The sequence below is a fragment of the Streptococcus hongkongensis genome (assembly GCF_053206145.1).
This window is the reverse complement of sequence record NZ_JBRUGD010000003.1, coordinates 18,031-31,911: the sequence shown is the minus strand read 5'-3', so window position 1 is coordinate 31,911 and position 13,881 is coordinate 18,031. Positions and strand designations below refer to the sequence as shown.

Sequence of the window (13,881 nt, the reverse complement as noted above, 5' to 3'; positions counted from 1 at the left end):
AGTAAATACCTTTCTATTTTAGAATGCTGTCAATTATAATCTGAATATCATCTCTTTTATCTCTATAAAGCAAGCTTTCATTCACTTTGGAAGCATGATCTGTAATTATCCCATCTACATTTGACAATACAAATTTATCTATGGATTCATCTGTATTAACCGTCCATACAATAGCTTTTTTCCCAAATTGGTGAATGGCATCAAGTTTTTCTTCGCTAACTTCCTGCTCTTCCATAATCAGAAAGTCAGCTTTAAGCTTACTGATATCACCAAGTGAAAAGAAATAAATATATCCTGTATCAATTTCGGGGTATTTTTCCTTAATATATTTAATAAGATTATAATCTAGAGATAAAATAGCAATATTTTTTTCCATACCTCGTTGTTTAACTAATTTAACGACATCATCAGCCATCTGCTTGTCAGCAGTTTTACCTTTTAATTCAATAAATAATTTGATTTTTCCTTTCGAAGCATCTAAGTACTCCTCTAGAGTAGGAATTGGTTGTGAGGCTCCATTTACATTAAATAGGTCATGAATTTTTAAATGTTTTACTTCACTAAGCGTTAATTCATCAGAAGAATTATTTTTACCAGTGACTCGTTCCAAAGTAGAATCATGATTGATAATATAGTGCCCATCTTTTGTGCGTTGTACGTCAATTTCACTCCAACTTGCTCCAAGTTTAGCAGCTTTTTCCATGCCCAAAATAGAATTTTCCGCTGCTAAGTCCCCTCCACCTCTATGTGCAATCACTTCAATTTTATGATTAACTTTAAATATTTCATCAAAAAAGACACTGGAAGTCATTGACAATATAAGATTTAAGAGACAAACTATTAGTAAACTAAGCCCAATTGAAAATTTTGACGTATACTGTGACTTTATAAACTTACTTTTATCAAGTTTCGTTGCTTTTACACTTTGTTTGAGTTTAATAGGATAACCATCTTTTTCATTAAATAGATAGAATAAATCAGTTAGTCTATAGCATACCAATGGAACTGTCATAAGAAAAACATAACCACCTAACTCTGTACCAGATAGTGCAATAAAAATAGCAAGAAATCGCTTAAGTAAAATGTGATCAACTTGTTGGGAAAGTGACAATAAGAAATATAGTATTCCCGTCAAGAAAATCACTATGCTACCATAAAGAAGAAGAAAGTTAATCACAAATTTCCTGATAAACTCCTTCCAATGCCTTTTCATTAACTGAGAAGATTTTTTTAAAGCTAATTTGACAGGTTTGTTGTCAATAATCAAAAAATGGAAAAAGAAAATATAAATAAGCGTAATAACAGCAAATAAAATAATAAGAGTTGTATACAAAAGATAATATAATGGATTTTCAAAAATTACATCTGTAATAAAATTTGGGATTTTAAATCCTTTAATTACAGATGCACTTAGTCCAAGCCCAACCCCAACTATAGGAATAACAATAGTGACATATATGATAGCAATCAAACCTGAAAAATTAAAAAAATATTTTAATGAATTGATACCTGCTATCAATAATTGACGAGCTGTTAAATTAATTCGTTTTTCTTTGATTAGTGCGCTCATAATAATAAAAGCATTAATATCAAAACCAATGAGTAAGAATAACAATACCAAAACAGCTATCAGTAACCCCAAGCCTTGAAAACTAAATAAAAAATTAATATAGTCTCCACTTGAAACAGCAAATCGCCCCGTTGATTCAATCAGTATTTTGCTAGATAGCTTAAAAATGGGAAAAACACTAAACAAAAGTATTACCTTTGTTAATAATTGATATTTAGTATATAACCAAATTATTTCTCCAAGGTAAAGTAGTTTTTGTTTTTGATTTTTTTTCATTTCATCTCATCTCCTTAAGACTCATGGTAGCTAAACAGTAATATTTCAATGTTTTTATAATGATAATCACGATACAATGATCAACTTCAATCTCACTTATATTTTAATTATGTGTAATCTCTATTATATCAAAAGTTTACTAGACTTGTGATACCAATTAATTTATAGATAACTTATTAAGATGCAAAAAATTCTCTTTTTATATTATTTTTATCATATTCTTGACATCTCAGAAATAAGATATAATCATTACTTAATCATGATGAATAGGTTACACTAAACTAGATAGAAATGATAAAGTCTTTTAAACTAAAGAAAATAGAAGAACATAATGACTAGAAAAGAAGGACCTCAATTTACTGATGACTTCAAATAACAACTTGTTGATCTTCATCTTCATAATGCTGGAAAAAAAGCGAAATGACATGATTAAGGAATACCATTTAACTTCCTCGACCTTTGATAAATGGATTAGCCAAACATAAGCAACCTACACTTCCAACTTCATGTCTTTATAGCGTTCACTCACAAACAAGAGTTTTGGGAGCTTATAATAACGTTCTAATGTCTGATAGTGATTAGCTGTAATGCGCTTCATGGTCTTCCTCCTAATCTAAAATCTTTACTTGTCCATCTTGATCAAATTGCATCAAAGCTGAATCTTCCAACTCATAAACCAACTACTCTGCTTCATCCAAAGTAATCTTCATATCAGAAATGAGATGATACATTACCAATCGACGAGCTATATCAATTTTACTTTGCATATTACCTCCTGAAAATAAAAAAGCTAGAACACTTAAAAATGTTCTAGCTGAACTATAATAAAATATGACGTATCTATTTTTTGTCTACGCAATCAACATCTAAACAGACGTTCACATCAATATATGATTTTTGAACTTTTTGATGTCAAATTCACTCTTTTCAATAAAGACAAAATGCTTGAAAAAGTGCTTAAAATAAAGGATTTTCAGAACTTGCTCCTTGTAGCAACACTACGCACTCTACATGATGCGTCATTGGGAGTAAAAATGTCCAGTGGACCTTTTTAGCATGGCGCCTGGAAACTAGAAAGCGCCATGAATTAGTTGCGTTTCTCTAACAAGCTCACACATTCGATATGATGCGTTTGTGGAAAAAGATCAACCGGCTGTACTTTCTTCAAATCATATCCTAGTTCTTGATAAAATTTGATATCACGCGCCATGGTTGCCGGGTTACATGAGACATAAGTGATTTTTTCTGGGTTCATGTCAACAGAAGCTCTTATGAAGCTTTCTGTTAGACCTTTTCTTGGTGGGTCGACTAAGATGACACTTGGTTTAATGCCTTCTTTAGACCATTTTTCCATGGCTACTTCTGCTGTATCTGCTACAAAGTGAGCATTTGTAATACCATTTAGATCAGCATTTTTACGTGCATCTAGAACAGCTTGTTCAATCACTTCAACACCGTAAACTTTCTTCACAGACTTAGCGAAGGATAACCCAATTGTGCCAATACCAGAATAAGCATCAATAACAATATCATCTTTAGTCAAATCTGAAAAGTCAATGGCTGTCTGGTAAAGTTTTTCAGCCATCTCTGTATTGACTTGATAGAATGATTGGGCAGAAATTTCGTAAGTGTTGCCAAGCATACTATCTGTGATAGTATCTTTTCCATATAGGGTACGGAATTCTTTTCCAAAAATAGCATTACCATTTTGGTCATTGATATTTTGGATAATCGAGACGACTGCAGGAAAAGCCTCTGTGATTTTAGCAATCATCTGATCAACACGGAAAACTTTTGGACGAGATGTCACGAAAATTAACATCATTTCACCTGAGTTTTGGCCACGACGGACAACCAGATTTCTGATTAATCCAGTTTTTTCTTTTTCATTATAAGGACTTACCTCAAAACGGACTAATAAATCTCTTGTGAAATTAATAAGGCGATCAATTTCTTTATCTTGAATCAAATAATCAGAAATTGGCAATAAATCATGTGAATTTTTTCTAAAAAAACCTGTTTCTAACTTGCCCTTGACACGACGAACTGGTATTTGAGCTTTATTTCTGTAAGCAAATGGATTCTCCATGCCAATTGTTTCAGCAACTTCCACATCAGAAATGCCTGCCGTTTTATAGAGATTATCTCTAATCTGTTTGGCTTTGAATTGCAATTGTTCTGAATAAGCTAAATGACCAAAGTCTGCAATTCCAGTTCGTAAATAAGCAATATCTAGGTCTTCATTACGAAATTCTGACTTTTCAAGATACTTTTCAACTTTCCCAAAACCAATCTTTTTATTTAATTTTAAGACACGCATCTCAATTTTTTCACCTGGAAGAGCATTTTCTACGAAGAAAACAAAGCCTTCATGCTTGGCCACACCAGAACCTTCATGGCTTAAATCTACAATTTCAACTGCTACAACATCATTTTTCTTTAACATCTTTTTTCCTTTTCTTACTTTAGTCTTGTCCACAAAAAAGAAGGGTAAGCTAAGTCCCCTTCATTATAACATATTTAACGCAAACCCATTCTTCTCAGTTGTTTTTGGTATTTAACAAAATCGACCTGAAGGGCTTGGCCTCCATACATGTCATACTCATCTATCCAATCACCATTTTCAGGAATGGTCACATGATCAACGCCCTTGCCATTCGAGATGACTGATAGGCCTTTTTGTGCCAGAAACGGAAAGGCAACATTGGTTGATGTTAATGCGTAAATTTTACCGATCGCTGCTGAACCTGTAAAAAGACTAGTTGGATTTTTAACTTGTGACATGATTGCTGTCATGACTTGTTGCTGACGAACTGTTCGCCCGTAATCCCCATCATCATCCTTACGGAAACGCGCATAATTTAAGAGGGTTCTGCCATCCATCCGTTGCTCGCCTACCTTAATGGTTTGATTAGGGACAACGCCATCTTTCATTTTTAAATCATCAGGAACTTCTACTGATGAAACTGCTTTGCCTGCAATCGTTGCAAACTTAGCATCAATCTTGACCCCATTAGGGAATAGGGTATCAATAGCTTCTGCGAATGTTTCAAAATCGACCATAACATAATATTTACAATCAATGTCATAATTAGCTTTCAGTGTTTTCCTGACTAAGTCAGCTCCTTTATGATGATCTTGCTCACCCAAATTAAAGGAGGCATTCAATTTCATATCATATGAATAATCGTTGTAACTATAACCCGGAATGTTTACAAGGGTATCCCTCATAAAGCTAACCATCTTTACTTTTTTATCCTTATTACCGACATTTACTACCATAATCGTATCAGTTCTGGCATCCGTCGATCCTTGGGTGACACGTTGATCAGAACCCAACACTAGAATATTAGTTCCATCTTTTGTATCTTTTCCATTAAATACTTCTGAAACTGCAGGCTTATAGTTCTTTTTATTACTAGAAATATCAAACATCCCTTTAAAGAACATGAAAATAACACCACAGCAAATCAACAGGAAGAAAGCAAGTAACAGTTTAAGATAAAATTTAAAGTTTCTCTTTTTCCTACTTTTTTGTTTATTACTTTTAGGTGACCGAGCAGCTGGGGAAGATGATATCACCTCATTTTGGTAATCACTCTGCCCATTCTCCTGAAAATAATAATTTGACAAAGGCTCTTGATAATCAACCGGAGGCATATCCTGATAGTTAGCATCAAATTGGGGATCAAAATTATTTCTTCTCGCACTTCTTGAGAGTGACTTTTCTTTAGGATATCGGGGTAAACCATTGGATAGAGTCTCTGTTTGATAGCTCTCATCTGACCAAACTTGATTTTGTTCTCTATTGTTGGGGTAGGATGGAATACCAGGTTCTACACTATATTCTGGATAATCATGTCTACCATGCCTAAATTGTGTCTCAAATGTTGGAGTTCCAGCATCTAATTTTGATTTTAAATACCGAAATTCTCGATTTTCATTCTCACTTAGATAATTGAGATTTCTCAGTAGGTAATAATATCTCAATTCTTCGTGGTGACTAAGACCACCATTACCATTTCTTGTCATACTACATCCATCTAAACTAATATATTATCTATAGTTATTTCTATTCTATCATAAACTAATATGTTTATTATAGCTTATCTTTATTAGATTGTCTTTTAAAATTCCTATTTCATCCAAGATAATTCCTATTTTTAGGAGAAGTCAAATTGTTAAATACTCTTAATAATATGAACTATTTCTTTGGGACTTCTATTATCGACATTAATAATTAAGTCTGATAGGCCCTCATACAGAGTCATTCGACGCTCAAAAATACCATGAAAATCTTCTTTAGAATTATTGAGAAAAAGCGGACGTTGAAAAACCTTATCATTTTTTATACGATTATATAATACCTCAAAGCTAGCAGAGAGGAGAATATTATTTTTGCGATTTGCTCTAAGTAGTACCCTATTCTTCTCACTGATCACGACTCCCCCACCTGTAGAGACAATAAAATCCCCCTGTTTAGACATTAATTCCTCTAGTAAGTCTGATTCAATTTGTCTAAAAGCAGCCTCACCGTGGTCAGTGAAAAATTGAGAAATAGACATGCCAATTCTTTCTTCAATAATAAGGTCCATATCCAAAAAATTATCATCTAGGAAAGAACCTATCGTTGTCTTTCCAGCTCCCATAAAACCTAATAATACTTTAGTCATTTCATTAACCTTTCTAAATCAACAAAGAAATTAGGATAACTTGTTGCAATTGCACTGGCACCTCCTAGTTCAATCTGCCCCTCACTTACAATCAAGTCAGCAATCATAGTCATCATGGCTAAACGATGGTCCAACTTAGCCTGTACATGACCTCCATGTAAGCGATTGGGGCCATTGATAACCATACCATCTTCTTGTGCTACAATTGCTACTCCTAAAGTCGATAAAATATCAGTTACCATAGCAATTCGGTCTGATTCCTTAACACGCAATTCTTCAGCATCCTTGATGACGGTCTGACCAGTAGCTTGGCTAGCTAAAAGTGCAATAATTGGTAATTCATCAATTAGACGAGGGATGAGTGCGCCAGAAATTTCTGTTGCTTTCAGCTGTGAATACTTCACTCGAAGAGTAGCGGACTGATTAATTGGATTAAAATCAGTTACTTCTATTTGTCCACCCATGGCTTTTACAACATCTAGTATACCTGTACGTGTCTGATTGACGCCAACATTTTTTAGTGTAATATCAGAACCCGGAACAATCAATCCAGCAACAATCCAAAAAGCAGCACTGGAAATATCTCCTGGAACTTTAATGTGTTGTGCTTTTAAGACTTGTGGACCTTGAATGGTCATTTCCTTACCTTGCACCGCAATTTCCCCACCAAAAAGACGAATCATGTCTTCGGTATGATTGCGCGTCAGTTCCTTTTCAATTAATTTAGTTTCTCCTTTTGTCTGCATAGCTGCAAGCAATAGAGCTGATTTTACTTGAGCTGATGCAACAGGCAGCTGATAATGAATTGGACTTAGTTTCTTTTGACCATGAATAACCAAAGGTGGATTGGCTTTATCTGACTGTCCACTAATTTTTGCTCCCATTTGAGTCAATGGTTTTGTGATACGATCCATTGGTCGTTTTGATAAACTCATATCTCCAAATAAAGTCACAGAGAAGGGTTGAGCAGCTAATAAACCTGCAATCAAACGCATAGAAGTTCCTGAATTTCCCATATCTAAGTGATGATTTGGTTGCGTCAAGCCATTAAAGCCCTTACCATAAACATAAGTAAGATTTCCATCTTGCTCTATCTTAACTCCCATGGCTTCAAATGCTGCCTTAGTTGCTTTCACATCCTCACTCAGTAATAAACCCTCAATAATACTAGTTCCTTCAGCTATGGCACCAAAAATGAGCGATCTGTGGCTAATTGACTTGTCTCCAGGAATAGTGATGCTTCCTCTGAGCCCTTTACTATCTAGTTGTCTTGCCATTTCTTTCCTTTCCGTAAGTCATTACTTCTATTCTACAGAAAAAAATAAGCTTTTCAAGAGAGAAAAACTTACTTTTTTTGATTTTGTTTGCCAAATCGCTTATTGATAACAGAAGCAATATCACTACTACGACCTTCTAGTTTACCTTGATCCAATTCTTGATAAGTCGCATTAAAAACAGCTCCTAAAATAAGAATTCTAGCTAAAAAGATAAACCATAACATAATAATGAAAATCATAACTGACCCGAAGGTCTTAATATCAACCATTTTTTCAACGTTTGCCACAACATAATGACCAATTAAATTACTTAAGAAGGTCATGACAAAACCTGTAAATAAAGCCCCAGGCATAATATATCTTATCTTCTTAATACGAATATTAGGCAATAAAAAGTAAAGTGCCATCAAACCAAGAAGTATGATCACAATAGTGACCGGTTGAATAAGAGTTAAAAATAATCCTGTAATCCCATCACTCAAGTGGTAATGTTTATCCAAAACTTGGATGGTTGCTTTTGAAAAAGTTGAAAAAATAAGCACAAAAGTTAGAAGGAAAAGAATAAAAATACTAGCAAGTAGTCCAACTAAATGACCTAGAAGAAAATCGCGATGCGGGGAAGCATCATAGGCTTTATTGATGGCCCTTTGCAAGGAAGTTAAACTTTTTGACATGGTCCATAATCCAGTAAATGTTGCAATCCCTAAGACGCCACCAGCTGGTTTTGAAAAAATATTGATAACAACTGAACGTGCTGACTGATAAATATCATTCGGGAGACTTTGTTTCATTAATTGAAGTAAATCCCTAATATCAATATTTAAATAAGGAAAAATATTAGCCGCAATAACGATCAGCGGAAAAACCGTTAGGATCAAGTAGTACGCGACTGCTATCGAAGATAAATCCATTTCCGCACTTTGAAAGTGCCGAAGAAAAGCCTGTATAGTCTCATTTTGAAACTTTGCAGAGACTTTTTCAAAGAATTTTTTATTCTCCATAATTAGTATGTTCTTTCTTCTCCTTGGCTAGTTAAAATGACTGGGCCATCTTTTGTGATAACAAATTGATGTTCATATTGACATGATAAACCACCATCAAGTGTTTTATGAGCCCAGCCTGTTTTCATATCTGTATCAATTTCCCAAGTACCAGTATTAATCATTGGTTCAATTGTTAATACCATTCCTTCTTTAAGACGTAACCCACGCCCTGCTATTCCGTAATTAGGCACCATTGGTTCTTCATGCATGGTTGGTCCAACACCATGTCCAACTAAGTCTCGAACAACGCCATAACCACGACTTTCTGCATATTCCTGAATAACAGCTCCGATATCACCAATACGGTTTCCAATGACAGCTTGTTCAATTCCTAAATACATGGCTTCCTTAGTAACATCCATCAAGTTTTTAACTTCTTCTGAAGGTTTGCCTACAGCATAAGCCCAACAAGAATCTGCCAAACCACCTGTGTAAGGTTCAGTCAATTTTTTCATTTGTGCAACATTGTTAAAGTCTAACTTAGAAACATCCACAATACTTTTGTCTAATGGTTCACTTAAAACAGTATCGACTTTTAATAGGTCACCTTCTTGTAAAATATAATGTCTCGGAAACGCATGTGCCACCTCGTCATTTAAACCACAGCAAGTCGCATATGGGTAATCCATGAGTTGCCCTTCAACACCAATTTGTAAAGGTAGCACATTTTCTTCTTTACAGCGTCTACGAACGTATTCTTCAACCTCCCACATATCTACTCCAGGTTTAATAATCTCACGTAATCCAATATGAATACTCGCAAGAAAGTCACCTGCTTTATCCATTGCTTCGATTTCACGTGCAGATTTTAATGTAATCATTTAAATGTGTCTCCTTAAAAATATTAATTAATTCGTGTAGAAACAACAGCCTTAGCAATTATTTGTTTCTCTACATACAGTTCTATATCAATCGTACCACTTCTTCTTGTTTCTGTAATAATCTTCGGATGAATTACCAATTGATCATCAATTTGAGCGGCATGTAAAAAGTATATCATCATTTGTTCAATAATAACATTTTTTTGATATTTTCGATTGAAAACTTTTAAAGTTATTTCTTTTATGATTTCAGAAACAACACCTTGCGTCAAATTTCCAGATTTGTCAATCATTCTAGGTTCAACATGAATTGAAAATATATTTTGATTTTCTTCCATATGGGCAAGTAAATGAGTGCTATAAGTGTTTTTAATTTCTGACTGATTGTTTTGCATATTTTCTAAAGCCAGACGTCTCGTTACAACACCTAATATTTTCTGATGGTCATCCACAACCGGTAACATATTCAAGTCTTCAAAAATCATTTTTTGGCTGACATTAGCTAGACTAGTTGAAGGAGTAGTCGTAATAGGACTTTTTGTCATTACTTCTTTTAAGCAAACCGTTGACTTTTGATCAACAACATCTCTCATACTGATGAAGCCTGTAACGGTTCCATCTTTTTTAATAACAGGAAAACGCACTTGTTTTGTTTTTTTAATCAATTGATTCAAGTCTTCAATTGTACCGTCTTCATATAAAAATCCATACCGAGATAAAGGTAGCATGATTTGGTCAACTGTTTTTAAATCCGTTTTTATTCTAAAACTCATCAAAGCGTGATTAATCAAGGTGGCCACTGTAAAAGTATCATGTTGACTAACCATAACTGGAATCCCTAGACTATCAGCTGTTTCAATAACAGCTTTTGAAATTGAAAAGCCACCAGTAACAAGAATAGCATTTCGACTTTCCAAGGCTAGTAATTGGATATGTTCTCGGTCCCCTACAATTAGCAATCCACCCTTAACTAGATATTTACTAACATTTGACTTTGTCATAGCCCCAATAAAAAATTTACTAAATTCATTTCCCAAACCTTCATGGCCAGCAACCACTTTTGAATCACTAATTCGTGCAATTTCAGTAAAGGTTAACTTATCAATAGAGACTCGTGATTTTTTTTCCACTCGAACTGTTCCACTTCGTGGTTTTGTCTCTACAATCCCACGATTCTCAGCTTCCTTAATGGCACGATAGGCTGTTCCATCACTTACATTTAAATGGTTAGAAATACTCCGAACACTAACTCTTTTACCAACGGCCAGTTTTTCAAGGTAATTCAAAATTTCCTGATGTTTACTCATATTAATATCCTACTTTTTTAGTTGATATGCCAAATATTGTCTAATGCGATGATTATATCTATCACTGCCTTTAAAGCGAGAAATACAGCGAAAGCCGGCATTTAAGGCCACATGCTGGCTAGCTTCATTTTCTAAATGTGTTAAAAGATTTAATTCCGTCAACCCCAACTCATCAAAAGCCAGCAATACAATGTTTTTCAAGGCTTCAGTCATGTATCCTTTATTTCTAAACTTTGCATTCATAAAATAACCAATTTCTGAGCTGGAGTGATGCTCGTCAATGTTTTCTAATCGGATAACTCCAATCAGACGATGACTATTCTTTTCTGTTATCCCCCATATCCCTAGCGGCTCCTTTAAAAAGGAATGCACAAATAAATAATCACTTTCACTCCTCTTTAAACAAACAGGAAACACAAAAGAAAGATTATCTTGATCACTACTAATTTCAAAAAAATCTGTTGTATCAAGGAATGATAATGGTCTCAACAGTAATTTTTCGGTTTCAAAAAAAGAATAGTGTGCTAAAGCTGTCCAAATCTCCATTCCTAGCCTCTTATATTCTAATAGTCACATCATTATAACAAATTATACCTATTTTTTCTATAACAGTTGCCGTTTTTTGCAAACTGTATTAATTCAGATAAAATGAAAAGTTAACGTCTGATAGCTACTCTTTAGATAATTTATGTAGAAAAAGGTACTTCTGCATTGCCTCATGTGCTTTTATTGAATCTCTACTTTTCATCGCAATTAATAGGCTTTCATAACTTAAAATAAATTCTGATTTATATTTCTGATAATCTGATTGATTTTCAAGCAAAATTGGAATTAATCTTTCAAAAATAAGATTATTGCTATACTTTGCAAGTCGAGTATGTAGGTCAATATCTAAAGCGATAATTCTGCTATCATTTGTTTCTATCGCTTCTATGATTTTAAAAACTAATGCTTCAAAATCTTCAATTTGTTCTATACTTATATTTTGTGAAGCTAATGTAGCAATTTGGGGTTCAATTAATAATCTAATCATATCTAAATCATCTAGAAAACTTTGTCTATCTTTAACTAAAGAAAAACCAAATGGGTCTTCAGAAACTCCCTTTTTAGGACTAATATAAGTTCCCGATCCTTGTCTAACCTCTAGAATGTTTCTTGTTACTAAGCTTCGCACAGCTTCACGTATTGTACTCCTTCCAACATTTAAATCTTGAGCAAGTTCAAATTCATTTGGTAATTTTTCACCAATTTCATAATTACGATTTAAAATGAGCTGTAATAAATTATCTGCTGTTTGTCCAACTAACGGTTTAACCATCTTAATTCCTTTCTTAAGATTCTTCTACTATTGTACAAAATTTACTAAAATATTCCAAAGTTATTTAAAATAGAAGTTTTTAAATCATCAGACAACTAAATTAAATTTGAGACAAAAAATATCACTTTATAAAATATAATGTCAACACATATTGCGTTTCAAATTAACAATAAAAACGAACGAAGATTGGTTTTAAACACTTGGTTTCTATCTTCATTCGTTTTTCGTCCACTAATTAAACTTTATACCAGACTCTTTGATTTTAATCTTCAATTAATTGAATATCCGCACCTAATGCTCTTAATTTTTCAATAATATCGGCATAGCCTCGTAAAATAAATTCAATATTAGTTATTTCTGTTCTGCCTTGGGCCATTAGTCCCGCTGTTACCAAAGCTGCACCTGCTCTTAAGTCAGTAGCCTTAACTTGAGCACCGCTCAATTGATTTGGACCATGATAAACTATTTTCCCGCCTTTGAGTGAAATATCTGCTCCCATACGAGCCATTTCAGGAACATGATTCACGCGCTTTTCATAAATTGTGTCAACTATTGACCCCATCCCTTCTGCTGTTAACAAAAGTGGCGTAAGTGGTTGTTGTAAATCAGTTGCAAAGCCAGGGTATGGAGATGTCTTGATTGTTACAGCTTTTAACTTATCTTGCTTTTCCACATAAATTGAGTCTTCTTCAACTGTCATCCGAACACCCATTTCTTCCAGTTTTGCAATAAAACTTTCCAAGTGTTCATATAAAACATTGGTAACTTTTATACCTGTCCCAATAGCAGCAGCCATAGCAATATATGTCCCAGCTTCAATACGATCAGGAATAACCTGATGCGTTGTTCCACTTAATTGTGAAACACCTTCAATAGTTATGATATCCGTTCCTGCACCACGGATATGAGCACCCATGTTATTAAGAAGCGTTGCAATATCAATAATTTCAGGCTCTCTAGCTGCATTCTCAATGACCGTTTTTCCTTTTGCTTTTGTAGCAGCTAGCATTGTATTAATCGTTGCTCCTACACTAACTGTATCCATAAAAATATGGGCACCGTGCAACTCACCCTCATTGATAGCTAGATGCATATTTTCACCAACATACGACACAGTCGCACCCATTGCTTCAAATGCTTTCAAATGTAAATCAATTGGTCTCGGACCTAGATCACAACCACCTGGTAACCCTACCGTTGCCTGACCAAAACGCCCCAAAAGACTACCATAAAAGTAATACGAAGCTCGCAAACTATTAATTTTCCCAAATGGAATTGGTTGGCTAATTACAGTTCTTGGATCAATAGTAAGGGAATCATTTTGGCGTGTAATCTTAGCGCCCATTAATTCCATAATTTCAATTAAACTGTCAACATCACTGATAGCAGGCACTCCATCCAAGGTTACAACATCATCTGATAAAATGATAGCTGGAATCAAAGCAACCACACTGTTTTTAGCTCCGGAGACAGCTACTTCCCCTGCTAGTGGTTTTCCACCATTAATAATAATTTTCCGCATACTTCCTAATCTTTCCTATACTTGAATTCAACCTTATCATTTTATCATAATTTTAGAAACATTACAAACTAATC

General features: G+C 34.2%; 11 protein-coding genes and 1 pseudogene. All 12 read right to left on the bottom strand.

Features of this window, described 5'->3' with window-relative positions:
- Window positions 1–13 precede the first annotated feature (13 nt).
- On the bottom strand, window positions 14–1,846 hold the full coding sequence (locus ACVRZD_RS02425) for a glycerophosphodiester phosphodiesterase family protein (RefSeq protein ID WP_447450231.1): 1,833 nt from the start codon (window positions 1,844–1,846) through the stop codon (window positions 14–16).
- Window positions 1,847–2,339: 493 nt separating this feature from the next.
- Window positions 2,340–2,444 (bottom strand): annotated as a pseudogene (locus tag ACVRZD_RS02420) (replication initiator protein A); the annotation flags it as partial.
- Between the two features lie 489 nt (window positions 2,445–2,933).
- Window positions 2,934–4,292, bottom strand: a complete 1,359-nt coding sequence (gene rlmD / locus ACVRZD_RS02415; protein WP_037626752.1) for a 23S rRNA (uracil(1939)-C(5))-methyltransferase RlmD — start codon at window positions 4,290–4,292, stop codon at window positions 2,934–2,936.
- A 74-nt stretch (window positions 4,293–4,366) separates the two neighbouring features.
- Entirely contained in the window at window positions 4,367–5,878 is a 1,512-nt protein-coding gene (locus ACVRZD_RS02410; protein WP_447450230.1) for an LCP family protein, read from the bottom strand.
- A gap of 149 nt (window positions 5,879–6,027) precedes the next feature.
- Complete coding sequence (locus tag ACVRZD_RS02405; RefSeq protein ID WP_447450229.1) at window positions 6,028–6,519, bottom strand: shikimate kinase; 492 nt, start codon at window positions 6,517–6,519, stop codon at window positions 6,028–6,030.
- Window positions 6,516–7,796, bottom strand: coding sequence for a 3-phosphoshikimate 1-carboxyvinyltransferase (gene aroA / locus ACVRZD_RS02400; RefSeq protein WP_447450228.1), 1,281 nt, complete (start codon window positions 7,794–7,796; stop codon window positions 6,516–6,518). The genes ACVRZD_RS02405 and aroA overlap by 4 nt, the downstream gene beginning before the upstream one ends.
- Before the next feature lie 68 nt (window positions 7,797–7,864).
- Complete coding sequence (locus ACVRZD_RS02395) at window positions 7,865–8,797, bottom strand: YihY/virulence factor BrkB family protein (protein WP_037626755.1); 933 nt, start codon at window positions 8,795–8,797, stop codon at window positions 7,865–7,867.
- 2 nt (window positions 8,798–8,799) lie between these two features.
- The gene (locus ACVRZD_RS02390; RefSeq protein ID WP_037626758.1) at window positions 8,800–9,660 is read right to left on the bottom strand and encodes a methionyl aminopeptidase; all 861 of its coding nucleotides are present in this window, start codon (window positions 9,658–9,660) and stop codon (window positions 8,800–8,802) included.
- 23 nt (window positions 9,661–9,683) lie between these two features.
- Window positions 9,684–10,967 (bottom strand): CBS-HotDog domain-containing transcription factor SpxR, encoded by a 1,284-nt coding sequence (spxR, locus tag ACVRZD_RS02385; protein WP_037626760.1) that lies wholly within the window; start codon window positions 10,965–10,967, stop codon window positions 9,684–9,686.
- A gap of 9 nt (window positions 10,968–10,976) precedes the next feature.
- Window positions 10,977–11,513 carry a GNAT family N-acetyltransferase gene (locus tag ACVRZD_RS02380; protein ID WP_037626762.1) on the bottom strand — a complete coding sequence of 179 codons (537 nt, stop codon included), beginning with the start codon at window positions 11,511–11,513 and terminating at the stop codon, window positions 10,977–10,979.
- Window positions 11,514–11,637: 124 nt separating this feature from the next.
- The gene (locus tag ACVRZD_RS02375) at window positions 11,638–12,285 is read right to left on the bottom strand and encodes a FadR/GntR family transcriptional regulator (protein WP_037626763.1); all 648 of its coding nucleotides are present in this window, start codon (window positions 12,283–12,285) and stop codon (window positions 11,638–11,640) included.
- A 262-nt stretch (window positions 12,286–12,547) separates the two neighbouring features.
- Window positions 12,548–13,807, bottom strand: coding sequence for a UDP-N-acetylglucosamine 1-carboxyvinyltransferase (murA, locus tag ACVRZD_RS02370; protein ID WP_447450227.1), 1,260 nt, complete (start codon window positions 13,805–13,807; stop codon window positions 12,548–12,550).
- Window positions 13,808–13,881 lie beyond the last annotated feature (74 nt).

What these genes read in the sequence shown, in the direction of transcription:
- ACVRZD_RS02425 (WP_447450231.1), bottom strand. Translation starts at nt 1,846, where the DNA reads ATGAAAAAAAATCAAAAACAAAAACTACTTTACCTTGGAGAAATAATT.
- ACVRZD_RS02405 (WP_447450229.1), bottom strand. Translation starts at nt 6,519, where the DNA reads ATGACTAAAGTATTATTAGGTTTTATGGGAGCTGGAAAGACAACGATA.
- ACVRZD_RS02395 (WP_037626755.1), bottom strand. Translation starts at nt 8,797, where the DNA reads ATGGAGAATAAAAAATTCTTTGAAAAAGTCTCTGCAAAGTTTCAAAAT.
- ACVRZD_RS02390 (WP_037626758.1), bottom strand. Translation starts at nt 9,660, where the DNA reads ATGATTACATTAAAATCTGCACGTGAAATCGAAGCAATGGATAAAGCA.
- ACVRZD_RS02410 (WP_447450230.1), bottom strand. Translation starts at nt 5,878, where the DNA reads ATGACAAGAAATGGTAATGGTGGTCTTAGTCACCACGAAGAATTGAGA.
- spxR (WP_037626760.1), bottom strand. Translation starts at nt 10,967, where the DNA reads ATGAGTAAACATCAGGAAATTTTGAATTACCTTGAAAAACTGGCCGTT.
- aroA (WP_447450228.1), bottom strand. Translation starts at nt 7,796, where the DNA reads ATGGCAAGACAACTAGATAGTAAAGGGCTCAGAGGAAGCATCACTATT.
- ACVRZD_RS02375 (WP_037626763.1), bottom strand. Translation starts at nt 12,285, where the DNA reads ATGGTTAAACCGTTAGTTGGACAAACAGCAGATAATTTATTACAGCTC.
- murA (WP_447450227.1), bottom strand. Translation starts at nt 13,807, where the DNA reads ATGCGGAAAATTATTATTAATGGTGGAAAACCACTAGCAGGGGAAGTA.
- ACVRZD_RS02380 (WP_037626762.1), bottom strand. Translation starts at nt 11,513, where the DNA reads ATGGAGATTTGGACAGCTTTAGCACACTATTCTTTTTTTGAAACCGAA.
- rlmD (WP_037626752.1), bottom strand. Translation starts at nt 4,292, where the DNA reads ATGTTAAAGAAAAATGATGTTGTAGCAGTTGAAATTGTAGATTTAAGC.